The organism is Glaciibacter kafniensis, assembly GCF_039538945.1.
Lineage (GTDB): Bacteria > Actinomycetota > Actinomycetes > Actinomycetales > Microbacteriaceae > Cryobacterium > Cryobacterium kafniensis.
In genome coordinates this window covers 1368163-1391776 of record NZ_BAABCN010000002.1, presented here as the reverse complement: position 1 = coordinate 1391776, position 23614 = coordinate 1368163, and the positions used below count along the sequence as shown (strand labels likewise).

General features: G+C 65.2%; 20 protein-coding genes and 1 tRNA gene. 6 read left to right on the top strand and 15 right to left on the bottom strand.

Features of this window, described 5'->3' with window-relative positions:
• Positions 1 to 33: 33 nt before the first annotated feature.
• Entirely contained in the window at positions 34 to 1491 is a 1458-nt protein-coding gene (gene zwf / locus ABD791_RS07045; RefSeq protein ID WP_345063865.1) for a glucose-6-phosphate dehydrogenase, read from the bottom strand.
• A 252-nt stretch (positions 1492 to 1743) separates the two neighbouring features.
• On the opposite strand from zwf, the gene ABD791_RS07040 reads away from it, so the two are divergent.
• From ABD791_RS07040 to ABD791_RS07030, 3 genes are all read left to right on the top strand, one after another.
• Positions 1744 to 3144, top strand: coding sequence for a cytochrome ubiquinol oxidase subunit I (locus ABD791_RS07040; protein ID WP_345063862.1), 1401 nt, complete (start codon positions 1744 to 1746; stop codon positions 3142 to 3144).
• 22 nt (positions 3145 to 3166) lie between these two features.
• The gene (gene cydB, locus ABD791_RS07035) at positions 3167 to 4153 is read left to right on the top strand and encodes a cytochrome d ubiquinol oxidase subunit II (protein WP_345063859.1); all 987 of its coding nucleotides are present in this window, start codon (positions 3167 to 3169) and stop codon (positions 4151 to 4153) included.
• A gap of 74 nt (positions 4154 to 4227) precedes the next feature.
• Positions 4228 to 4301 (top strand) — tRNA-Met (locus ABD791_RS07030).
• Between the two features lie 89 nt (positions 4302 to 4390).
• Here the strand turns inward: ABD791_RS07030 and ABD791_RS07025 are convergent.
• The 13 genes from ABD791_RS07025 to ABD791_RS06965 all read right to left on the bottom strand — a co-directional run bounded on the left by ABD791_RS07025 (position 4391) and on the right by ABD791_RS06965 (position 19325).
• Complete coding sequence (locus ABD791_RS07025) at positions 4391 to 5203, bottom strand: ABC transporter permease (RefSeq protein ID WP_345063856.1); 813 nt, start codon at positions 5201 to 5203, stop codon at positions 4391 to 4393.
• Positions 5203 to 6078: an ABC transporter permease gene (locus ABD791_RS07020; RefSeq protein ID WP_345063852.1), complete on the bottom strand. Its 876-nt coding sequence runs from the start codon at positions 6076 to 6078 to the stop codon at positions 5203 to 5205. Before ABD791_RS07020 ends, ABD791_RS07025 begins: the two co-directional genes overlap by 1 nt.
• Positions 6057 to 7268 carry an ABC transporter substrate-binding protein gene (locus tag ABD791_RS07015; RefSeq protein WP_345063849.1) on the bottom strand — a complete coding sequence of 404 codons (1212 nt, stop codon included), beginning with the start codon at positions 7266 to 7268 and terminating at the stop codon, positions 6057 to 6059. Before ABD791_RS07015 ends, ABD791_RS07020 begins: the two co-directional genes overlap by 22 nt.
• An 81-nt stretch (positions 7269 to 7349) precedes the next feature.
• The gene (locus tag ABD791_RS07010) at positions 7350 to 8459 is read right to left on the bottom strand and encodes an ABC transporter ATP-binding protein (protein ID WP_345063847.1); all 1110 of its coding nucleotides are present in this window, start codon (positions 8457 to 8459) and stop codon (positions 7350 to 7352) included.
• 141 nt (positions 8460 to 8600) lie between these two features.
• On the bottom strand, positions 8601 to 9743 hold the full coding sequence (locus tag ABD791_RS07005) for a cysteine desulfurase family protein (protein WP_345063844.1): 1143 nt from the start codon (positions 9741 to 9743) through the stop codon (positions 8601 to 8603).
• Between the two features lie 39 nt (positions 9744 to 9782).
• A complete protein-coding gene (gene nadC, locus ABD791_RS07000) occupies positions 9783 to 10676 on the bottom strand; it encodes a carboxylating nicotinate-nucleotide diphosphorylase (RefSeq protein ID WP_345063842.1) in 894 nt (297 codons plus the stop codon).
• Positions 10670 to 12475: an L-aspartate oxidase gene (gene nadB, locus ABD791_RS06995; protein ID WP_345063839.1), complete on the bottom strand. Its 1806-nt coding sequence runs from the start codon at positions 12473 to 12475 to the stop codon at positions 10670 to 10672. Before nadB ends, nadC begins: the two co-directional genes overlap by 7 nt.
• 1 nt (position 12476) lies before the next feature.
• The gene (nadA, locus tag ABD791_RS06990) at positions 12477 to 13805 is read right to left on the bottom strand and encodes a quinolinate synthase NadA (protein WP_345063837.1); all 1329 of its coding nucleotides are present in this window, start codon (positions 13803 to 13805) and stop codon (positions 12477 to 12479) included.
• Positions 13802 to 14548 (bottom strand): NUDIX hydrolase, encoded by a 747-nt coding sequence (locus ABD791_RS06985; RefSeq protein WP_345063834.1) that lies wholly within the window; start codon positions 14546 to 14548, stop codon positions 13802 to 13804. Before ABD791_RS06985 ends, nadA begins: the two co-directional genes overlap by 4 nt.
• 303 nt (positions 14549 to 14851) lie before the next feature.
• The gene (locus tag ABD791_RS06980; RefSeq protein WP_345063831.1) at positions 14852 to 15607 is read right to left on the bottom strand and encodes a polyprenol monophosphomannose synthase; all 756 of its coding nucleotides are present in this window, start codon (positions 15605 to 15607) and stop codon (positions 14852 to 14854) included.
• 5 nt (positions 15608 to 15612) lie between these two features.
• A complete protein-coding gene (locus tag ABD791_RS06975; RefSeq protein WP_345063828.1) occupies positions 15613 to 17199 on the bottom strand; it encodes a glycosyltransferase family 39 protein in 1587 nt (528 codons plus the stop codon).
• Positions 17200 to 17289: 90 nt separating this feature from the next.
• Complete coding sequence (locus ABD791_RS06970) at positions 17290 to 18654, bottom strand: sensor histidine kinase (RefSeq protein ID WP_345063826.1); 1365 nt, start codon at positions 18652 to 18654, stop codon at positions 17290 to 17292.
• Positions 18651 to 19325 carry a response regulator transcription factor gene (locus ABD791_RS06965; RefSeq protein ID WP_345063824.1) on the bottom strand — a complete coding sequence of 225 codons (675 nt, stop codon included), beginning with the start codon at positions 19323 to 19325 and terminating at the stop codon, positions 18651 to 18653. The genes ABD791_RS06970 and ABD791_RS06965 overlap by 4 nt, the downstream gene beginning before the upstream one ends.
• Before the next feature lie 457 nt (positions 19326 to 19782).
• Here ABD791_RS06965 and ABD791_RS06960 point away from each other — a divergent pair, with 457 nt between their 5' ends.
• A complete protein-coding gene (locus ABD791_RS06960; protein ID WP_345063821.1) occupies positions 19783 to 20613 on the top strand; it encodes a carbon-nitrogen hydrolase family protein in 831 nt (276 codons plus the stop codon).
• Between the two features lie 211 nt (positions 20614 to 20824).
• Here ABD791_RS06960 and ABD791_RS06955 read toward each other — a convergent pair whose 3' ends face one another.
• Positions 20825 to 22024: an aminotransferase class I/II-fold pyridoxal phosphate-dependent enzyme gene (locus tag ABD791_RS06955; RefSeq protein ID WP_345063818.1), complete on the bottom strand. Its 1200-nt coding sequence runs from the start codon at positions 22022 to 22024 to the stop codon at positions 20825 to 20827.
• 149 nt (positions 22025 to 22173) lie between these two features.
• Here ABD791_RS06955 and ABD791_RS06950 point away from each other — a divergent pair, with 149 nt between their 5' ends.
• The gene (locus ABD791_RS06950) at positions 22174 to 22764 is read left to right on the top strand and encodes a hypothetical protein (protein WP_345063816.1); all 591 of its coding nucleotides are present in this window, start codon (positions 22174 to 22176) and stop codon (positions 22762 to 22764) included.
• An 8-nt stretch (positions 22765 to 22772) separates the two neighbouring features.
• A complete protein-coding gene (locus ABD791_RS06945) occupies positions 22773 to 23585 on the top strand; it encodes a hypothetical protein (protein ID WP_345063813.1) in 813 nt (270 codons plus the stop codon).
• Positions 23586 to 23614 lie beyond the last annotated feature (29 nt).

Here is a 23614-nt window from a genome sequence, read left to right as displayed (position 1 = left end):
TTTCTCCTCAGATGGTTTCGTTTTTCGAGAGACTCACGTGTCGGCCCCGTTCGACGTGACGATCCAGGGACCGTGCCATCCGCCGTGGTGCGCAACGAGGGTGGATGCGATTGCGGGGCCCCATGTTCCGGCGGCGTAGGGATGCACGGGCGGTGGGTTGTCGATCAGCGGCTGCATGATGCGCCAGTTCTCTTCGACCTCGTCCTGTCGCTTGAAGCGGGCGGAGTCGCCGACGATCGCGGCGTGCAGCAGCACCTCGTAGGGCGTTGCGCCCTCGCCGCCCTCATCGGCGAACTCCGCGTCAAGGGTGATCGCCTGTGGGCCCCGACCATCGGCCCGATGGGCGTCGACAATCACCCGGGCACCGGTGGAAGGATCGAGCTTGACGACGAACTCGTCACGCACGGGTGCTCGGCCCTCGGCGGCACCCAGCCCGACGTGGATGGGCGGCGGCGCCCGGAAGATGATGCGCAATTCGGTCTGGGTGACGGGGAGTCTTTTGCCCGTGCGGATGTAGAACGGGACACCTGCCCACCGCCAGTTGTCGATCTCGAGCCGCACGGCTGCGTACGTTTCGGTCGTCGAGCCTGAGGCGACCCCGTTGATGTCCTGGTATCCGTCGTACTGACCTCGGACGTAGTGAGCGGGGTCGGCGGCTTTCACGGCGCGGAACAGCGTGACCACCGCGTCGTGGAGTGCGTCCGGGCCCTGTCCGGACGGCGGCTCCATCGCGGCGGCGGCCACTACTTGCATGAGGTGGTTGACGACCACGTCGCGCAGCGCACCGACGGGGTCGTAGAAATGACCCCTGTCTTCCACACCGAATTCCTCGGCCATCGTGATCTCCACGCACTCCACGTAGCTTCGGTTCCACAGCGGTTCGAGGACGGTGTTGGCGAAGCGGAGGTAGAGGATCTCCTCGTAGCCCATCTTTCCGAGGTAGTGGTCGATTCGGTACAGCTGAGCCTCGTCCAGGTACTGGTGCAGTTCCGCCGCCAGCGCCTTCGCGGATTCGAGATCGTGGCCGAACGGCTTCTCCACTACAACGCGGGCCGCGGTTGTGAGACCGGCCTCCGCAAGTCCCTGTGCGACCCTGCCGAAAAGAAAGGGCGGGATCTCGAGGTAGAACACCGGGTGTTTGGCACCGCTGATGGCCTCGCCGACCCGTTGGTAGGTTGCTGCATCGCCGAAGTCACCCTGCACGTAGGCCAGTCGCCCGGCGAACCGTGCGAAGGTCTCCTCGTCCACCACTTCACCCGTTGCGGCGATCGAATCCCGTGCGTGCTGCACCAGGCGCTCCAATGTCCAGTCGTCGACGGCCACCCCCACGATCGGACAATCGAGCAGCCCTCGGAGTTCCAGACGGTACAGCGAGCGGAATGTCATCACCCGGGCGAGGTCTCCTGTTATCCCGAAGACCACCAGGACATCGGCGACCTGTGACCACTGGTCAGGGGCAGAATCATTCTCCGGCGAAGTTGAAGTGGGCATCGGAGTCTCCATACGTGAGTCAGTCTCGACTTCGACATTTATACTCCGACCGGGCAGTGCGCGATACCCAATCTCTGGATCTCAGGGTCGCGCATGGTCGATTCGCTTGGTTCGCGCAGCGTGTGCCGGAACGGGCTGCTCTTGCCCGATGCGCAGACCGGGTGGACACTGGCTGCGGCTGCTGCGGCCGCCTTCGTTGGAGGGCCGGCATGCCGAGCCTGGTCCCGTGCAGGATGGTCGAAGGCGATGGAGGTGACTGATCATATGGACCCGACAGACCTCGCCCGCATCCAGTTCGCGTCAACGAGCATCTATCACTTCTTCTTCGTTCCCGTGACCATTGGACTGGCGTTCCTCATGGCCATCCTCCACACCAAGTGGTACCGCACGCGCGAGATCCGCTTCGAGCGTCTGACCCGCTTCTTCGGAACGCTCCTGCTGATCAATGTCGCAATCGGGGTAGTGACGGGGCTCGTGCAGGAGTTCCAGTTCGGCATGAACTGGTCTGCCTATTCCCTGTTCGTTGGTGACGTCTTCGGCGCACCGTTGGCGATGGAGGGGCTTGCCGCGTTCTTCCTGGAGTCCACGTTCCTGGGGCTCTGGGTGTTCGGCTGGAAGGTGCTGCCGCGCCGCGTGCACCTGCTCTCGGCGTGGCTTGTGGCGGTGGGGGCGATGCTCTCGGCGGCGTTCATCATGGCAGCGAACTCGTGGATGCAGCATCCGGTCGGCTACACGACGGACTCGGATGGTCGCCCTGTGCTCTCGTCGATAGGGGATGTCTTCAGCAACCCAGTGTTCATCTGGGGGTACATCCACGTGATCCTCGCTTCGCTCGTCACTGGCGCGGTCGTGATGCTCGCGGTTTCGGCGTGGCAGCTGAGACGAGGGCATCTCGCCTTCAAGACATCCGCGCTGGTGTCGCTCATCGTGCTCCTTCCGGCCTCGGTGCTCGCACTGGGTGTCGGCAGCCACCTCGGGGTGATCGAGGCGACCTACCAGCCGATGAAGATCTCGGCCGCAGAGGCCCAATGGGAGACCTGTCAGCCGTGCTCGTTCTCGCTGTTGCAGATCGGCGGGTTCACGAGCTCGGATGAGGGTGCGACCAAGATCCTGCAAGTTCCGCATCTGCTGTCCCTACTGGCGACCGGTACGTGGGACGGCGAAGTCGTCGGCCTGAATGAGCTGCAGACGCAGAGCGAGGCTGAGTACGGCCCGGGCAACTACGTGCCCGACGTGGCCATTCAGTACTGGTCGATGAGGGTGATGGCCTACCTGGGCACCCTGTTCTTCCTCGTCGCGCTGTGGGGTGTGTGGCTGGCCGCCCGCAAGAAATTGCCGACATCCCGGGTGTTCCTATTCCTCGCGACGTGGGCCGTGCCACTGCTCTTCGTCATGAACACCGCCGGGTGGCTGCTGACAGAGAGCGGGCGTCAGCCATGGATCGTCCAGGGACTCATGAAGACAGCGGACGGAGTGTCGACGACCGTCTCGGCCACAGAGATCATTGTGAGCCTGGTGGCGTTCTTCGTGGTGTACCTGTTCCTGATCGTGCTCGACGTTGTGCTCATGCTCCGGTATGCCCGTCGCGGCCTCGATGTTCCAGAAGAAGAACGCGCGAGCGACGACCGTGACACTCCCGCCCTGACCTACTGACGTGACCCGCTGAGGAGGACTCGTGAATCTCGCCGACATATGGTTCGTCATCATCGCCGTCTTCTGGACGGGGTTCTTCGTGCTCGAGGGCTTTGACTTCGGAGTCGGCGCATTGCACGCTTTCATCGGCCGATCCGAGACCGAGCGTAGGACGGCGGTCAACACGATCGCCCCGTTCTGGGACGGAAACGAGGTGTGGCTCGTGGTGGGTACGGCGGCGATCTTCGCGGCCTTCCCTGCCTGGTACGCCACGTGGCTGTCCGCGCTCTACCTCGGAGTCCTGATTCTGCTCCTCGCGCTCATCGCGCGTGGAGTCGCACTGGAGTGGCGGGGCAGAGGCCGCGGCCACTCCTGGCGCGGGGCATGGAGTGTCGGGCTCAGCGTCGGAAGCGTGGTGGCCCCGTTCGCGCTCGGAATGGCGCTCGGAGCGCTGCTGGCCGGACTCCCGATCAACTCGGACGGTGCATTCACCGGCAATGTCTCGGACATCTTCTCGGGATTCAGCGTGTGGACGGGCCTGACGCTCGTCGCGCTGTGCCTGTTTCATGGCGCGACGTTCCTCGCGATTCGCACGACCGACGACCTCCGGGAGCGCGCAACCCGCTGGTCGGTGGCGCTGGGCATCATCGCCCTGGTGATGGTCGCCGTTTTCGCGGTCTGGACGTCACTCATGGCCCAACCGGGATGGCCGTCATACGTGCTGCTCGCCGTCGCGCTGCTCGCGATCGTCACGGCCCTGTGGGTCGGGCGGCGGAGCGAGAAGGGCGCTTTCGTGGCGACGGCGATCGCGATCGCGGCGACAGTCGGTTCGCTGTTTGCGAGCCTCTTTCCCGATGTGCTCGTATCGAGCACCAAGGCCGAGTACAGCCTCACGGTGGCAGGGAGCGCGTCAGGCGAGTACGCGCTCACGGTGATGACGATCGTGGCCGCCGTCTTCTTTCCGTTGGTGCTGCTCTACCAGGGCTACACCTACATCGTGCTCCGCCGACGCGTGGGAGGCGGCGCCTGAACCAGCGTGGGTCACGCGTAGCGAGTGCACGTGGTTCGAAGGCCCGAAAACGTCCGGTAGTATTGATCTTGTAGCGCGGGGTGGAGCAGTTCGGTAGCTCGCTGGGCTCATAACCCAGAGGTCGCAGGTTCAAATCCTGTCCCCGCAACAGATGGCAGTTCTCGAAACGGCCACACGAAATCGCTCCTGAGATTCTCAGGGGCGATTTCGTGTTTCCAGGCTGCGCGGCTAGATCGGTTAAATCCGGCTCGCCGTCGAGTCGTCTGAAAAGCGCTGCGCCAGCCAGACGGGCACGACGGCGAGCAGGGCCAGCACCGCAGCGACGACGTTGACGACGGGCGCCTGGTTCGGCCGGAAGAGATTGTTGAAGATCCACAACGGCAGGGTCTGGATTGCCGGGCCCGCGGTGAAGGTGGTGACGACGATTTCGTCGAAACTGAGGGCAAAAGCGAGCACCGCGCCCGCGATGAGCGCGCCGCGCACATTGGGCAGGGTGACACGCCAGAAGGTCTGCCAGCCGGTCGCCCCGAGGTCGGCGGATGCCTCCTCGAGCGAGCTTCCCATGCGGCGCAGTCGTGCCTGCACATTGTTGTAAACGATGACGATGCAGAACGTGGCGTGACCGATGATGACGGTGGCCAGGCCGAGAGCAACCCCGAGCGGGCCGAGCACCTGAACGAAGGTGGCGTTGAGTGCGATGCCGGTGATGATCCCGGGGAGCGTGATCGGCAGCACGACCAGGAAACTGATCGTGGTGCGACCGAAGAACGCATAGCGCTGCACGGCGAACGCGGCCATGGTTCCGAGCCCCAGCGCGATCACCATCGCGCACAGGCCCGCGACGACCGAGGTGCCCAGGGCGCTGAGGGCACCGCTGCTCGCCGCGGCCTTCTGCCACCATTCGAGGGTGAACCCCGTGGGCGGAAAACCGAAGGTGCGTGAGCTGTTGAAGGAGTTCAGCACGATGAGGAGCAGGGGGATGTAGAGGAACGCGAGTCCTAGCACCATGCACACGGTAAGGGCGGCGCGAAGGGGAACAGGAAGTTTCATCAGACGTTCTCCAATGCTCCGGTGCGTCGCAGTGCGAACAGGTACAGCACGATGGCTGCGAGCGGAATGAGGGACAGCGTCGCCGCGAATGGCAGATTGTTGGCGGTCACGAGCTGGCCGTAGATGAGGTTGGCGAGGAGCTGGGTCTTGCCTCCGACGATTCCGACCGCGATGTAGTCGCCGAGGGTGAGAGAGAACGTGAAAATGGAGCCCGCCGCGATGGCGGGGAACACCAGAGGCAAGACGACCGAACGCACCGTGCGCCAGGCGCTGCCGCCCAGGTCGAAGCTGGCCTCAACGAGAGAGTTGGAGACGCGGTCGAAACCCGCGTAGACCGGAATGATCATGAACGGCAGCCACAGGTAGGCGAGCGTGATGACCGTGGCGGTGAGACCGTAGCCCGGGGTCTGCCCGCCGGTCACGAATGCGATCGGGCCGTTCGGTTCGACCAGAATTCGCCAGGCATATGCCTTCACCAGATAGCTCGCCCAGAGCGGTGTGGTCACCGCGACGAGCAGCACCAGTCGCGCCCGGGGCGAGGCGACCTTGCTCATATAAAGTGCCATCGGAATGGCAATCACCGCGTCGATCACGGTCACACCGATCGCGACCAGGATGGTGCGCAGGGCGACAATTCCGAAGAGCGGGTCGGTGAAAAGCCGGGCAAAGTTGTCGAGCGTGAATGTGTGCTCGACAGCTCCGGTGAAGTCGTTGACCGTCCAGAACGCTGAGACGAGCATCACCAGGATCGATCCGAGGTACATCACGACGAGCCAGAGCAGCGGCACGCTGAGCAACAGCGCGAGCCGCGCCCTGGGCCTCGTGGAAAGGTAGCTGGGGGGTCGTGTCGCAGCTACCCTCTGATCTGCTGCCACGCGTTCACCCAGTCGGAGTACGAGGTGCAGTTGTCACCCTTGCCGTCGAGGCACTGCGCGGTGGGCGTCGTCCAGTAGTAGATCTTCGCCGCATACGCGGCATCGGTAGCGTGGTAGGTCGTGCAGAAGTTGGGATCGGTCGTCTCCTCGCAGGCGAGCGTCTGGGAGGGGGACTCGCCGTACCACTCGGCGACCTGGGCGTTCACCGTGGGCGAGGTGATGTAGTTCATCCACTCGTACATGCAGTTCGGGTGCTTCGCCTTGGTGGACACCATCCACGTGTCCGACCATCCGGTCACACCCTCAGTCGGCACGACTGTCTCGACTTTGACCTTGGCGTCGGAATTGATCAGATTCGCGATGACCTGCCAGGTCGTGCCGACGACCGAGGTGCCGGATTCGAACGCCTGCACCTCTTTCGTGAAGTCCGACCAATACTCACCGACATTCGCATTCTGCTGCTTGAGCAGAGTGACGGCTGCGGCAAGCTGCTCGGTCGTCAGCGAGTACGGGTCGGTGATGCCGAGCGACGGCTGCGTCGCCTTCAGGTAGAGGGCGGCATCCGCAATGTAGATGGGGGAGTCGTAGGCGGTGACTTTGCCCTTGTACTCGCCGGAGTCGGTGAACACCGCCGACCAGGATGTCGGTGCCGGCGACACAACCGCCGAGTTGTACATCAGCAGATTCGCGCCCCAACCGTGCGGGATCCCGTAGGACTGGCCGTTGACCGAGTTCCACGAGCCGTCCTTCAGAAACGACGAGATCGTGTCGTAGTTGGGCACCAGCTTCGTGTTCACGGGAGCGACATCGCCGCCGTAGATCAGGCGGAGTGTTGCGTCTCCCGAAGCCGAAACGCCGTCGTACTGACCCGTGCGCATGAGCTGGATCATGTCGTCAGACGTTGAGCCGTAGGTGGTGTGCACCTGGCAGCCGGTCTGAGCCTCGAAGGGATGCACCCAGTCGACCGAGGGGTCGTTTGAGCCGTCCTCGGTATAGCCGGCCCAGGCGATCAGGTTGAGTTGCCCCTCTCCGGCTCCGAGCGTCGTCTGCATCGATTCTTTCGGCGGCTCTGCTCTGGTCGTGCCAGAGGTGCTATTCGGGGTGCCGCCGGAGGAGCATCCGGACAGGAGCATCGCGGTCGCCAATACGGCGACCGCACCCGTAGTCGCAATGCGAGACATCCTTCTCATGATGGGGCCCTTCTTCTTGTGCAGTGCTGTGGTGTCTGGCGCTGCCACGTCTGTCTCTGGATTCTCGGGGTGCGTACCCGGTCAGTCCGAGATTCTGCGGAACGCCGTCTCCGGCCAGTGCAGAGTGACGGGTGCACCGCGACGGATGCTGGTGTCGACGCCGCCCTCGGCGTTGAGCACCGTGGCGTTGAGGGTGAGCCCGGCTGGCCCGTCGACGACGATGCGTGTGACTGAGCCCGCATAGACCACGTCGCGCACGATCCCGTCGAGGTGGGGGCTGTTCGTTGGCGTGGGTTCGCCCCGGGGCGCGATTGCGACCTTTTCCGGACGCACAGCGAACGACCCCGTCTTGCCGAAAAGTGACTGGGCGGCATCCGCCCCAATGAAATTCGACGAACCGACGAAGGCCGCCACAAAGGCCGTCGCCGGATACTCGTACACCTCGTGCGCCGCGCCAAGCTGCTCGATCTGTCCGTTGTTGAACACGGCCAGGCGATCGCAGAGCGTCAAAGCTTCATCTTGGTCATGCGTCACGAAGACAAAGGTGATGCCGACCTCACGCTGGATGGCCTTGAGCTCGAGCTGCATCTGCTCGCGCAGCTTGAGATCGAGCGCGCCAAGCGGTTCGTCGAGAAGCAAGACTTTGGGTCGCTTGACCAGCGCTCGAGCGAGCGCGACGCGCTGGCGTTGGCCGCCGGAGAGCTGAGTCGGCCGGCGCGCCTCGTACCCGCCGAGGCGCACCATCTCCAGTGCCTCACCGACCCGCCGGATGCGTTCGGCCCTCGGCACCTTGTCGACGAGGAGTCCGTATTCGATGTTCTTCGCGACGGTCATGTGCGGAAAGAGCGCGTAATCCTGAAAAACCGTATTGACGTCACGCCGGTAGGAGGGAAGCGCCGTCGCATCGACGCCGCCGAGAAACACCGAGCCAGAGGTCGGGACTTCGAATCCCGCGATCATCCTGAGCACCGTCGTCTTGCCTGAGCCCGACGGCCCGAGCATCGCGAAGAACTCCCCATCGAAGACATCGAGATCGATCCCGTCGACGGCGGTCACCGACCCGAACGACTTGCGCAGCGCGCGCAGCGAGATCTGCGGAGGGTGAACTCCCTCAACCCCGCCTGCGGCGCCCGACGAATCGAAGCCGGGTTGACTCCCGGTCGCAGCTCCTGTGGTGCGGATTTCGGTCATTTCCGCCCTCTCGGGGGAATGGATTCATGAGTCGGTTTGAGTGCAATGCAACCACTCGGGAATACCGCCGTCAACCAGCCCCGCTGAGGCGTGCCGGTGCTGATTGTTGGTCAGACGGAGTGTGTTGCAGGGAATGTTGCGCTACGCGCCGAGCCGCGCAATGGCGTCGACCGCAGCTCGCACGGATGCCACGGTTTCCGTCACCTCGTCGGCCGACGTCGACGCCGCGAGGGTGAACCGCACCGCCGTCTGCGCGACAGTGCCCTCGATACCGAGCGCGGTCAACACATGAGAGGCCTCATCACTCCCCGCAGCACAGGCCGAGCCGCTCGAGCAGACAATGCCGGTCCGTTCGAGCTCGAGCAGCACCGCTTCGCCGCTCGTTCCCGGAAAGACGAACGATGCGGTGCCGGGAAGTCGATTGACGCGGTGGCCGGTCAATCGGGCACCCGCGACGCCGCGGAGAACACCGTCGATGAGTGCGTCACGCAGGTTCGTCGTGCGAGCTGCCGCGTCGACGCGTTCCCCGTCTGCGAGGCGGAGAGCGGTGGCCAATGCGACGGCGCCGCCGACATTCTCGGTGCCGCTGCGCTTGCCGCGCTCCTGCCCGCCACCGTGCAGCACCGGTTCGAGTGTGTAGCGACCGCGCACGAAAAGCGCACCGATGCCGGGGGGAGCGCCGACCTTGTGGCCGGAGATGCCGAGGGCATCGACGCCGAGGGCGGCGATGTCGAGCGGCAGCCACCCGGCGGCTTGCACCGCGTCGGTGTGAAACGGAACACCGTGCGAGCGGGTCACCGCGGCCAGCTCGGCCAGCGGCTGGATCGTGCCCACCTCATTGTTTGCGTACTGCACCGAGACGAGGGTGGTGTCGTCACGGATGACCGCGGCGAGCTCAGCCGGATCGACCAGCCCCGTCGCATCCACCGCGAGAAAAGTGATGGCGAAACCGTGAACGCGATGCAGATAATCGGCCGACGCGAGCACGGCCTCGTGTTCGATCGGAGTCGTCACGAGGTGGCGGCCGCGCGGCGCGCCGAGGGCGATTCCCTTGACTGCGAGGTTCGCCGCCTCCGTGCCGCCGCTCGTGAAGACCACTTCGCCGGGGCGGCAGCCGAATACTGCCGCAACGTCGCGCCGTGCCGCGGTGAGCGCGGCCGCCGCGGCCTCGCCCCGCTGATGATGGCTCGACGGGTTTCCGAAGCCGCCGGTCAAGAACGGCCACATGGCTTCGAGGGCTTCACGGCGCACCGGGGTGGTGGCGGCATTGTCGAGGTAGATCATGGGGTGTCGAATCGGTTGGGTTCTGGAGAGGGGCCCGCGTCAGCTGGCCGAGGCGGATGCTGGCGTGGCGGCTGCGGGCTGAGTGTTGATCACGACGTCGAGGCCGAGATCGAGCGAATGCACGCTGTGGGTCAGCGCGCCGACCGAGATCACGTCGACACCGGTCGCCGCGATCGCGCCGACGGTGTGCAGATTGACGCCGCCACTGGCCTCGACGATGGCGCGACCGGCCACCACCGCCACACCGGTGCGGAGGTCGTCTGGGCTGAAATTGTCGAGCATGATCGTGTCGACGCCGGCCGCCACGACGGGTTCGATCTGGTCGATCCGGTCGACTTCCACCTCGAGGTGTGTGGTGTGCGAGAGGCGCTCGCGCACCTGTCGCAGCGCGGTGGTGAGATCGAGTCCGCCGGCGGTGAGAATGGCGAGGTGGTTGTCTTTGGCCATCACCGCGTCGGAGAGGCTGAACCGGTGATTGCGCCCGCCACCGTCGCGCACTGCCTGGCGTTCCAGCACCCGCAGGCCCGGCGTGGTCTTGCGCGTGTCGACAATGCGGGCGCCGGTTCCCGCGGCTTCCGCGACGTACGACGCGGTGAGTGTGGCGATGCCGCTCATCCGCTGCACGAAGTTCAGACCGATGCGCTCGGCCTGCAGGATGCCGCGGGCTGAGCCGGTGACGACGGCGAGCGTATCGCCGGCGACGAAGGCGTCGCCGTCTGTGAGCCTCAGCGTCACGGTGATCTCGGCATCCGTCAGGCGGAATGCCGACTCGAAGACCGCACCGCCGCTGAACACTCCGGGTTCGCGCGCGATCAGTTCTGCCGTGGCGCTGGCGTCAGCAGGAATGAGCATCTCGCTGGTCAGATCGCCCCAGGGGGCGTCTTCGTCGAGGGCGGCGCGAACGATGGTGTCGATGGCGTGTCGGGTCAACATGCGAAGGCCTCCTCGGCCTGAGAAAACGGGTGGACTGCCGGCAAACCCGCTGTGGTCGTCGGCTCAGAATCAGTCAGTTCGGAGCCGGCCGGTTCAGAGCCACTCGAGAGCAGCCAGGTGGCCGCAGTCGTATCGTCGTGTCGGCGCCAGGCGCGTGAGCGGGCTTGAGTCGGCTGGGTGAGCACGAAGTCGGCCCGGTGATGTGCACCGCGCGACTCGTCGCGAGCACGTGCCGCGGCGACGGTCAGCTGGGCGAGCAGCAGCAGATTGGCGTCTTCGCGTTCGACGGCGCTGAGCGGCTCGGATGCGGGGGCGCGGCTGGCCCACTCGGCGAGAGCGGCGGTGGCCTCGTCGAGTCCGGTGCCCGAGCGATGCACGCCCGCGCAGCGCCACATGAGGTCGGCGAGGGCGGTGCGGGTGAAGGGAGGCATCTCTGCCTGCGTTTCGTTGGTTGAGCTTGTCGAAACCAGGTGAGCCGATCTCCGAACGCGGGTCGCGTTCGAGGGTTGGCTGGCGGGGGTCTCGACAAGCTCGACCAGTGGGGTGGGCTCGACCGAGAACGGCTCGACCATCGATTCATCGAGCGCCCGCACCGCCCGATCGGCGAAGACCGCCGCCTCGAGCAACGAGTTTGAGGCGAGACGGTTGGCTCCGTGCGCGCCGGTGCGGGCGACCTCACCGATGGCGAAGAGTCCGGGCAGGGTGCTGCGCCCCCATTGATCGGTGGCGACGCCGCCCATCCAGTAGTGCGCGGCCGGAGCGACCGGAACGGGCTCAGCCGCCCAATCGAGACCGGCGGCGGCACAGGCCGCGGTGATGGTGGGAAAACGCGACTCAAGCTTCGCACGATTGATCATCGTCGCATCGAGGCGCACCGGCTCGCCGCCCTGCGCGTGCATCTCGGCGGCAATCGCCCGCGCCACCACGTCGCGCGGCGCAAGCTCGGCGTCGGGATGCACGGCGAGCATGAACCGTTCGCCGCGGGAATTGAGCAGCACGGCTCCCTCACCGCGCACGGCCTCCGAAATGAGCGGTGTGCCGGGCACCGCGAGTGCGGTGGGGTGGAACTGATAGAACTCGAGGTCGGCGACCGCGGCTCCGGCCCGCCACGCTGCGGCGACACCGTCACCGGTGGCGACCGAGGGATTGGTGGTATGCCGGTAGAGCATTCCGGCGCCGCCGGTGGCGAGGATTACGACATCCGCTTCGATCAGACGCGTGACCTGGCTGCCGCCTGTGGCTCCGCTTGTGGCGCCGCCGCTGACGCCCGCGACAAGCGCACCCGTCACACGGCCGTTCTGCAGCACCAAATCGGCGAGCATCGTGTGCTCCTTGATGCGCAAGGCACCGGGCCGGGCCGGTCCGGGCAGCGCACTGCGCCGCCGCACCGTCGCGATCAGCGCGGCTTCGATGGCGGCGCCGGTGGCGTCACCGCCGGCATGCAGCACGCGTGAACGCGAATGCGCCGCCTCCAGGCCGCGACGCAGACCCGACTCGTCGTGGTCGAAATCCACGCCGAACCTGATCAGGTCCCGCACCCGGGCCGGCCCTTCGGAGCAGAGCACCCGCACGGCCGCTGCGTCGTTCAGACCCGCGCCGGCAAGCAGGGTGTCCTGCACGTGCGCCTCGACCGAATCACCCGGAAACAGGGCAGCGGCGATGCCACCCTGCGCGTAGCGGGTATTGCTCTCGGCCAGCTCCGCCTTCGTCACCAGAGTGACGGTGTGACCGGCATCGGAGGCGCGCACGGCGGCCAGCAGCCCGGCGAGGCCGCTGCCGACGATCAGCACCGAGGCCATGTCAGACTCCGGCGGACGTAGCGACCGGAGCCGCCACCGGCGGCAGGGCTGCAAGCATCCGCTCGAGGGCAACGGTGGCGTGCGCGGCGACGTCGGGAGCGACCGCGATGCGGTTGAGCACGGCGGCCGGGCGTTCGGCGGTTCCCACCAGCGCTTCGAGCACCCAGGCCAGGTAGCCCGCGTGGATGCGGTACATCGTGGAGCAGGGGCAGACGACCGGGTCGAGGCAGAAAATGGTGTGTTCGGGATGCTCGGCGGCCAGCCTCTGCACCAGGTTGATCTCGGTGCCGATGGCGAATGTCGATCCGGCCGGGGCGGCGGCGATCGCTTTGCGAATGTAATCGGTCGAGCCGTACTCGTCTGCGGCATCGACGACCGGCATCGGGCACTCGGGGTGCACGATCACGCGCACGTCGGGGTAGTCCTGGCGAGCCTTCGCGATCTGGTCGACGGTGAACCGCTTGTGCACGCTGCAGAAGCCGTGCCACAGGATCACCTGGGCATCGTCGAGTTCGGTAGCGGTGTTGCCACCGAGCGGGCGGTTCGGGTTCCACATCGGCATGCGCTCGAGCGGGATGCCCATGGCCTTCGCGGTGTTGCGTCCGAGGTGCTGGTCAGGAAAGAAGAGCACCCGCTGGCCGCGTTCGAACGCCCACTCGAGCACGGTCTCGGCGTTCGACGAGGTGCAGACGATGCCGCCATGCTCCCCACAGAATGCTTTGAGGGCAGCGGAGGAGTTCATATAAGTGACGGGGATGACGGGAACCCGGCCGTCGACATCCGCTTCGGTGCCGTAGAGCTCGCTGAGCTGTTCCCAGCATTCGGTGACCGAGTCGATGTCGGCCATGTCGGCCATCGAGCAGCCGGCGGCGAGGTTCGGCAGAATCACGGCCTGGTCGGGGCCAGACAGAAGGTCGGCGGTCTCAGCCATGAAGTGCACGCCGCAGAACACGATCGCTTCGGCGTCTGGTCGACTGCGGGTCGCCTGCGCGAGCTGGAACGAGTCGCCGACGAAATCGGCGTGGCGCACCACCTCTTCGCGCTGGTAGAAGTGGCCGAGAACGACGACGCGGTCGCCGAGGGTCTCTTTCGCTGACCGGATGCGCAGATCGAGTTCATCAGCGGATGCCGTGCGGTACTCGGCCGGCAGCTCGCCTTGGCGCGGCGAGCCGGTCGGGATCACGTCACCCATCGACGACCCGGGGCCATAGCCGGGCACGCCGGCATCGAACTCCCACGGTCCCTTCGCGAGATCGGGGCTGCACGTGCTGCCGGCCGTGCTGCCGGTGCTGATGAGACGAATTGTCGTGTCGACGGATGCGATGGTCATGATGATTCTCCCGGAGTGGGTCGTGCGGTGTGGGGGCGTTCTGGAATCTCTGACGGGCGGCGGCGGGACGGAGCGCCGCTGGGGGCGAGAAGTTCGGCGTTGTACCGGTAGAGCCTGGGCGGGCGATTGCGGGCTCCCGCGAGCCGCTCACCAGTGTCGACGATCGAACCGGAGGCCTCCATGCTGCGCCGAAAGTTTGCCGGATCGAGGGGCCTCTGCAACACGGCCTCATGCACCTCGCGCAGCTGCGAAAGCGTGAATGTCTCGCCGAGAAAGGCGTGGGCGACGCGGGAGTATTCCATCTTCGTGCGCAATCGCCAGAGTGCATATTCGACGATGCGGTTGTGGTCGAATGCCAGTTGCGGCAGTGCGTCGGCCGGAAACCACTTCACGTTCTCACCGACAGTGACCTGCGCTGCTTCGACTGACTGCACGAGCGCCCAGTAGACGACCGAGATCACGCGGCGACCGGGGGAGCGGTCGAGGGCGCCGAACGTGTAGAGCTGCTCCAGGTAGGTCGGCGTGAGGCTCGTGGTTTCGCGCAGCGTGCGTGCCGCGGCGGTCGCGAGCTCTTCGTCGTCAGGAAGCCAGCCGCCTGGCAGCGCCCAGTGACCTTCGTAGGGTTCGCGGGTGCGGCGAACCAGCGGGAGCCAGAGCGTCATCAAACCGGATGTCGCATCCGGGCGCAACGCGAAGATCACCGTCGACACCGCAAGGGTGGTGCCGGGTTGCTCAGCGCTCATGGATTGCCCCATCAAGTAAAGGTTGAATCGACTTTAACTCACTGGGTCCATCATATAGTCATTTTGACTAGAACACATCTCGGGCAATCCCGTCCCGTTGGTCGAGGAGCACGCGACGCAGGAGCGCGCGTCTCAGGTATATGGGCCATTTCGTTGGTCGAGGAGCACGCGACGCAGGAGCGCGCGTCTCGAGACCCGGCGAGTCGATCTCTTGACGTGGGTTGCGTTTGAACGTCGGCTCACGGGGTCTCGACCCGATCGCGGGCGGCCTCCTCGACCAACGAGGTCCCCGTGCTTCAGCCCTCAGCCGCGGCGCGACCCAGCCACAGCCGGAGAACCGCTCGTGCGCGCAACGCCCTGCCCGGTCAGGCCCCACATCGTGACGCGTCCCATCGCCTCGAGCACAATCCGGCCGCTCATCTTCGATGCGCCATGGGTGCGCTCGACGAAGGTGATCGGTACCTCGACCACCGTCAGCCCCGCCCGCACGGCGTGAAGAAGCATGTCGATCTGAAAGCAGTAGCCGAGACTCTCGACGCTGGACAGTCGCATCCGCTCCAAAGCGTTGGCGCTGTACACGCGGTAGCCGCCCGTCACATCGCGCTGGTGCAAGTGCAGCAGAAAACGCGAGTAGGTCGACCCGCCCTGGGAGAGCATCCGTCGGTGCCACGGCCAGTTCACGATGTGTCCGCCGGTAACCCAGCGTGAACCCATCACGACTTCGGCGTTCTCGCTGGCCGCCAGCAGGCTCGGCAGCTGTTCCGGCAGGTGTGAGCCATCGGCGTCCATCTGCACGAGCGTGTAATAGCCGCGGGAGAGCGCCCAGGCGAATCCTTCAAGGTAGGCGGCGCCGAGCCCGTTCTTGGTGGAACGATGCAAGACATGCACGTTCGAATCGCGCGCGGCGAGCGAGTCGGCGAGTGCCCCGGTGCCGTCGGGCGAAGAATCGTCGACGATGAGCACCTCGGCGTCGGCGACGTTCGCACGTACGCGCGAAACGATCGGCTCGAGGTTGTCAATCTCGTTGTAGGTCGGAATGATGACCAGCGTGTTGGGCATGGGGGCTACCTCGTCATTTCGATAATTGTAGTGCGATTCACGGTTTCGGTCAGGGCCGGAACGAAGCCCAGGTTTTCGAGTTCGTGCACGTCGGTTGCGGCGACAGCTTCGGTGCTGCCGACGTTTTCCAGGATCCAGGCGGTGCGGGTGCTCGCCACTTTCTCGGTGACGGATGCGAGTGGCACCGTCACGTCCCAGAGACCTGCGGTCTGCTGGAACGACGTGGCGAGCGTCACATCCTGGAGTCCGGTGAACGCCGCCGGATAGAGCCGGAGCGCCAGTCGGGGGAGGCGTGACGGCCGCGTACTGTCATCGAAGATTACCGCGTCGCCTGGATGCGCGTTGGCTGCGACCACTGCGGCCGTCTGCCGCCAGTCGCTGCCGCCGTCTTTTGCGAAACTCGTGCGCTGGGAGAGGTAGTCCGGCGCCACCAGTGCGACGAGCAGGAGCAGCGCCCCGGCCTGCAGCCAGCGTTGCCCGAGGCAGACGATGCCGACGGCGATCACGATCGCGACCGCAGGAGTGCAAAACGAGAGATAGCGCTGGATATACATGGGGGCGACTAGAAAGGTGCCGATCAACAGCGCCGCGGTAGGAACGACGATCCAAGCGAGCATGACCACGAGCGCCGGGCGCACCGGGCGTTCGAATCCGCGCAGCGGGTGCCGGGAGAAAATGACGACGGCGACGGCCACAGTGATCAAGGCCCAAGCGGCCAGGGCGACGGGCGCACTGTCAAACCATTGGCTGACCAAAGCGGTCAGCAGGGTGGGCTGCGGCCGGGTGCCGATGAACGAGATTTGCTCGTGCTGCGCCAGTCCGAAGACCACGACGGGGGCGGCGAGCAGGATTCCGCTGCCGGTCGCCTTCAACCAGCTGCGCCACAGTGCGCGGCGATGCTCGTTCGGCGCCCAAAGCCAGACTGCCAGGGCGTGAATCGGAATGAGCAGCACCAGATAGAGAAACACGTAAATGCCGAGTGCGCCAAGCGCGGCGTATGCGGCCCAGAGGCCCCGGCGCATCCGAATGCTGGTGCTCGGCGATGCGGACATCCGCAGCGTCTGCACGAGGAGAACTGTCAGCCAGACGGCGCAGGCCGTCGCCATCGCGGTCGAGCGGGCTTCAGCGCCCATGAAGGTGACGCGGGGGAGCACAGCGAAGACGAGTGCGGCGACGACTGCAACGCGTGCGGTGAACAGGCGTCGGGCGAGTACCGCGGTGGCCATGGTTGCCAGACCGACGGCGAGGGCACTCGGCAGGCGGGTTGCGAGTTCTGAGGTGCCGAACGCCTCGATCCAGAAGTGCAGAAAGAGGTAGTAGGTGCCATGCACAGCGTCGACATGACCGAGCATCTGAAACAGCGACGGCAGCGAGCGTTCGGCTGACATGACACTGGCCGCTTCGTCGCCCCAATACGAAGGGTTCCACGAGCCGGCGAATGAGATCAGAGCGCCGAGCACTCCGAGCAGCGCCGCAGTACGGGTGAACCTTGGCTGCTGTGCGGGCCGTCGCGCAGGCCACCCAGCGGACCGCTGCGCCGGGGTTTGCGGCACACGGGGCGTCTCGATGGGGTGGGTGAGTGCGGAGGTCACGTTGTTGACGTTAGGGGGCGCAGGTTAACGATTGGCTGCGTACGGAGGGTGTCCTCCTATGAAGGCTCTCAGGCGTGTATCAGGTGATGCTCAGCTGAGATGCCGAGGAAGACGCGCCTCGACGGCCAAACCCGTTCCTGTGTTGGCCACCGTGATCGTGCCGGCGGCCCGATCGACAATCGCGTGAACGACGGCAAGGCCGAGTCCGGAACCCCCGGAACCGCTGGCCCGAGAACCGTCGGTACGGGAGAACCGGTCGAAGGCGATGGGCAGAAAATCCACGGGCATGCCGGGGCCGGTGTCGACAACGCGCACGACCGCGACGTCGCCCTGTCTGGACAAACTCACGGTCACGGTTCCACTGGCCCCGATCGCGGCCATCGAGTTGGCGATCAGGTTGTCGACGAGCTGACCCATGTTCGTGCGCGACAGCGTGTAACGCCCGTGTGGATCGTCACCGGAGATTTCGAACGCGATCTCCAGCTCGCGAACGCCCCTGGTCATCCGTGCTCGATCGACGGAACCTGTCACTTCGGAGACGAGCCCATTCCAATCGGTCTCCGGCGGTGCCTGATCACTTTCCAGCTTCGAGAGTTCGAGCAGATTCGTGGCTAGCCGGGAGAGCCGGTCGACGGTGACGGATGCCTCGTCGATGTCTCTCAGCAGTGCCGGTGCGTTGCCGGAATCCAGGTGCGCCAATTCAAGCTGGGTTTTCAGAACCGCCAGCGGGGTGCGCAACTCGTGGCTGGCATCCGACACCACCTGCTTCTCACGATCGACGCCACGACGCAGCCGCTCGATGAACGCGTTGAGGGTCACGGCGAGCTGGCTCACCTCGTCGCGTCCGGCCGGAACGGGAAGCTGAGCGGATGCGCCGACCTCGCTCAGGCTCTCGGCCTCTTCGCGGAGTCGGTTCACCGGGCGTAGAGCTGCGCCGGTGAGCAGCCAGGAGGCAATGCCGAACCCGACGATGAGCACAATCGTGCCGGTGATCAAGACGCCGGTGAGCTCGTCGAGGAGCAGCCCGAGGGCTTCCTGATTGCGCGCGGTCACGATGACCCAGGTGCCGGCGGGCGTCTCGACCGGGGTGGCCATCACCAGGTAGCTGGAGTTTCCCGCTTGAATCTCATGTGGCGACCCCGTCAGCTGGGTCAGCATCGAGGTGTGTGAGGCGAGGCTGAGCGGCAGGGTCGACTCCTGCACGAGGCCGGTCGGGTCGACAACGGCGACGAGTTGGCCTTCGCCGGGCGGTTCGACCGTCGCGCTCGGCTCGGCGATGAGGTTGGAGACGATCGGTGCCGCATCGTTCTTCAGCAGGGTTGCCGTGGTCTCGGCGAGGATCGACTGCACCTCGAGGCGAAAGAAGAAGGCGGCGGTGCTGAACAGCACTGCCGCAACGACCAGACTTCCGAGAGTGATTCGCGCCCGGATCGACAGCCCGGGCAGACGTCTCATTCCGTCAGCTCCACGCTATAGCCGGTGCCTCGAACTGTCACGATCCGGATGCCGGCCAGGGTTGAGTCGATCTTGCGTCGCAAGTAGCTGATGTACTGGTCGACGATGTTCGGGTCGATGTGCGAAGTGCCGTCCCAGATCTCCTCGAGAATCGTGGTCCTGTCGACGACACCGCCTGCCCGCCCGCAGAGAAGCCGCAGCAGCGCGAACTCCTTGGGACTCACGGCGACGGTGTGGCCAGACACACTCACCCGGAGGTCGCGAGAATCGAGCACCACGTTTCCGAGCTCGAGGGTCAGCTGGGCGCCCATCGACTGCCGACGCAGGAGCGCGCGCACGCGCGCGGTGAGTTCGGCAAACGCGAATGGCTTGGTCAGGTAGTCATCGGCCCCACTGTCGAGCCCGAAGACCCGGTCCTCGACCGTGTCGCGAGCGGTGAGCAGAAGCACCGGCATGGTGATGCCGGTCTCACGGATGCGACGGCACAGCTCGAAACCCGACATCTGGGGGAGCATCACATCGATGGCAGCCAGATTGAAGTCCTCGTGGGCAACGGCAATCAGCGCGTCCATGCCGCTGGCCACCCGACGAACCTCATAGCCTTCGGCGGTCAGGCCGCGTTCGATCAGCGAACCCATCTGCTCATCGTCTTCAACGACCAAGATCTTCATGTCAGCACCTTTCAGGGCTACTGCGGCCGAGTTCGCCGATCAGTCACCGACGACGCCGCTCCGTGATGGAGTCCGCGGTCATCTGTGGCTGCAACTTTCTCACACTGGATCGATTGTGTCAGCCTCCCGGTTGGTGCGGTGTCGGTGAACCGGCTGATGCGGCGGGTTGCGGGATGTCCCTGGCCGTGGGTGTGGGTGTGGGTGTGCGTGTGGGTGTGGGTGTGCGTGCTGGCATGTGCGTGGACGTCAGAGTCGCGGGTGATATCGCAGAAACCGCTGGGATTGCGTGACTGCCAGCGGAAGCCGCACAGATCGTGGGGCATCCGCTGTCGCTTGCGGTTTCTGCGTCGGGCCGTCGAGGGTTGAGGCGCGAAGTTCAAGCGACGCGACGCGGTGCAGTGCAGCGCACCGACATGCACCGACGCGCACCAGTGGAGCGCCGATATAGGCTGACGACATGGTTGAAACTCACGCCTCTGAGGCTCCCGCGTCTGTCGGAATCGCCGTCTGTCAGTTTCGACCTGGCGCCGATGAGGCCGCGAATCTCAGTGAGATGCGGCGACTAGCCGAGCGTGCGGCGTCGCGCGGTGCCGCTCTCGCCGTCTTTCCCGAGTACTCGGCGTTCTTCGAACCGACGATCGGTCCCTCTTTTGTCGCAGCGGCGCAGACGCTCGACGGCAGTTTCGTCACCGCACTGACCGACCTGGCCCGTGAGCTCGGAATCTGGGTCGTCGCCGGAATGCTGGAGACGACGTCCGACCCGGCCCGCTTCTCGAACACGCTTGTCGCGGTGTCGCCCGACGGAGTCCTTCTTGCCACCTATCGCAAGCTTCACCTCTACGACGCTTTCGGCGACCGGGAATCGACCTGGGTCGTCGCCGGTGCGATTGAGCAACCAGAGACATTCACCATTCACGGCCTGACGGTCGGATTGCAGACCTGTTACGACATCCGTTTTCCGGAGGTCACTCGACGACTGGTGGATGCCGGCGCTGACGTCGTGTTGGTTCCTGCCGAGTGGGTGCGTGGCCCGCTCAAAGAGCATCACTGGCGCACGCTCGTCACGGCACGGGCGCTGGAGAACACGATCTATGTTGCGGCGGCGGATCACACGCCGCCGGTCGGGGTGGGCAACAGCATGATCGTCGATCCGATGGGCGTCGAGCTCGCCACCGTCGGTGAGATCACCGACATCGCCATCGCCTGGGTGTCGGCGGAACGCATCGCGGCGGTGCGCACGATCAATCCTGCGCTCGCCTTGCGTCGGTTCGCGGTCGTCCCGCGCTAACTGGAATTTCGCGCGTGGTCGGACTCGGCGTGGGGTGCCGTGCGTCGCGTTCGCTGCCGCACGTAAGCATGGGCTGCCGCACGTAAAGGAGGAAATTCTGCAACTCGCCGTGCTGAACTGCCTGTTTCAGGCGGCGTTTCGCAGAATCTCCTCCTTTACGGGGCTGATCAGCCTTCGCGGAGGCGATCGCTTTCCGTGGTCGGGTGCGGCCTCAGCGCGCCGACAGCCCCGCGAGCTGCGTCGCCGCCTGCTCCAACACCTCAACCCGCTTGCAGTAGGCGAAGCGCACGAGTGACGCGTAGCGGTGGCGGTGATCCGGTGAGGTGAACGCGCTCAGCGGAACCCCGACAACGCCGGCGAGCTCGGGCAAGGCGCGGCAGAATTCGGCGCCCTCTGCATAACCGAGACTCTGCGCATCCGCCACGATGAAATACGAACCCTGCGGCACAGTGATCTCAAAACCGGCGGTGCGGAGCCCCTCCGCGAGCACATCGCGCTTGGCGGCAAGGTCGGTCGCGATGCCGGTGTAGAAGGAGTCGGGCAGATCGAGCCCGCGGGCGATCGCCGGTTGGAATGGCGCGCCATTGACATAGCTGAGGAACTGTTTGACGGCGAGAATCGCGGTCACGATCGGGGCGGGCGCGCTCAGCCAACCGATTTTCCAGCCCGTTGTGTTGAACGTTTTGCCGGCTGACGAGATGGTGATGGTGCGTTCGGCGGCACCGGGCAGTGTCGTGATCGGAATATGCGGTACGCCAAAAGTCAGGTGCTCGTAGACCTCGTCGGTGACGATGAGGGCGTTGTGGCGGTGTGCGAGTTCCACGATGAGCGCGAGAGTCTCCGTGCTGAAGACGGTGCCAGTGGGGTTATGCGGGTTGTTGATCAGGATGAGACGGGTGCGGTCGCTGACCGCGGCCCGCAGCTCACTCTCCTCGGGTTGAAACCCGGGGGAGTGCAGCGGCACGGTGCGGTGGATGCCGCCGCCCAGGGCGATCAGTCCGCCATAGGCGTCGTAGAACGGCTCGAAAGTGACGACCTCGTCGCCGGGTTCGAGCAGCGCCAGGATCGTCGCGGCCAAAGCCTCGGTCGCACCGGCGGTGACCAAGATCTCGGTGGCCGGATCGACGGTGAGACCGTAGAAACGCAGTTGGTGCCGGGAGATGGCGTCGAGAAGAATCGGGTCGCCGCGTCCCGGCGGGTACTGGTTCACTCCGTCGGCGATCGCCTGGCGCGCGGCTTCGAGCACCTCGGCCGGGCCGTCCTCGTCGGGAAAACCCTGGCCGAGATTGATCGACCCGGTGCGCATGGCGAGCGCACTCATCTCAGCGAAGATGCTCGCGGTCACGCTGCCATCGGCGGCGAGCAAACCGGCTCCACGGGCGGTGCGCTGCCAAGCGCCGGTGATCGTCATTTCGCAACCTGCATGCCCTCAAAACTACGACATCCGCCGGGCGCGGGTTGCGCGAGCGACAAGCGCGGCGACCGAAGAGCTGCCGCCGATCCGGTCCGACCTGTGGAAAGTTTGCACCTGCGAGGCCCAATCTGGCCTAACGTGTCGGCATGCGCACCGTGAGTTGGGGTCGTCACACCGCTCCTTCTGTTGTGCGTGCCCGGGCCGGGCTGCTACTCATCGCCAGCGTGTTGGTGGTGAGCGGATGCGCGTCGGCCCCGGCTCCCGTTCCGTCAGAAACACCGACCGCGGCAGCGCCGGTCTTCGCCTCGGACGAGGAGGCGCTCGCCGCGGCGACGGAGGCGTATGCCGCGTACCAGGTAATGATTGATCAGGCGCTCGCAGCAGATGAAATCGATACAACCAGGTTCGGTGACGTCCTGACCGGGGATGCACTTAGATCTGAACTTGAAACAGCAGACATGTACACGACTCGTGGATACCGATCGATCGGAACGTCCAAATTCGACTCGCTGCGGATCCAATCGATTGACTTGAATTCGAGAGTGCCGGGCATGAGCACGTATTTGTGTTCCGACGTGTCGGATGTTGACGTCGTCAATTACAAGGGAGAGTCCGTCGTCCCAACAACTCGCGCTGATCGGTTCCCAATCGTGGTTGAATTCCTTCCGTCAGATCCGACTTCGAAAAGGTTGCTCGTCTCTTCGAGCGAATCATGGGCTGGAAAAAACTTCTGTTGACAGCGTGCATGTTTGCGCTCGCTCTCCTGCCGCAGAGCATGCTGGTGCTGGAACCTGCTATCGCCGCAAACGACCAATGCACGGAGGGCGAAATTAGGGCTGGATTGTGCGACCCACCCCCAGCAACCGGCGACATCAACGGCGGCGGCGTCGACGTCTCCGCCGGTGTCGACACAGGCTCCAACGGCACGAGCAACGAAGACGATGTGACCGGCGAGAGCAACTATGGCGACGCCGCGCCCGGTGGCAACACAGCAACCGTCGGCGGCCCGCCACCAATCGACCGCGAGGACTACGTGGTCAATTGCATTCCAAACTCGCCGTGCGATCCGAACTTCACGGTGAGAATCAGTGACCTGGTGAATTTCACGCCGGCCACAGCGTCGACCGGCATGGAACCGAACGGCTGGATGGTGGTCGGTCTGCCCGCCAACTTCATGGCCACTGCCGAGATCCATGTACGTTCCGGACTGCTCCTGGGGTTCCCAGCGGAGGTGCGTTTCACGCCGGTGAGCTACAGCTGGAACTTTGGAGACGGTACGACGCTCAGCTCCGCCTCGGGTGGGTCGCCGTGGGCAGCGCAGAGCCTGGCCGAGTTCTCGGACACCTCGACAAGTCACCGTTACGCCGCATCCGCAACCTTTGTCATCGTCAGCGGTGTCACCTACACCGCGGAGTATCGGTTCGCCGAGCAAGGGTGGCGCACCATCGCCGGTACTCTGTCGGTGACGGCGGAACCGTTCAGCGCGGTCGCCGGACAGGCCAAAACGGTACTGGTGAACGACGGATGTCAGGCCGATTCACGCGGCCCCGGCTGCTGAATCACAGGGTGCAGCACAACCCCAAGCAA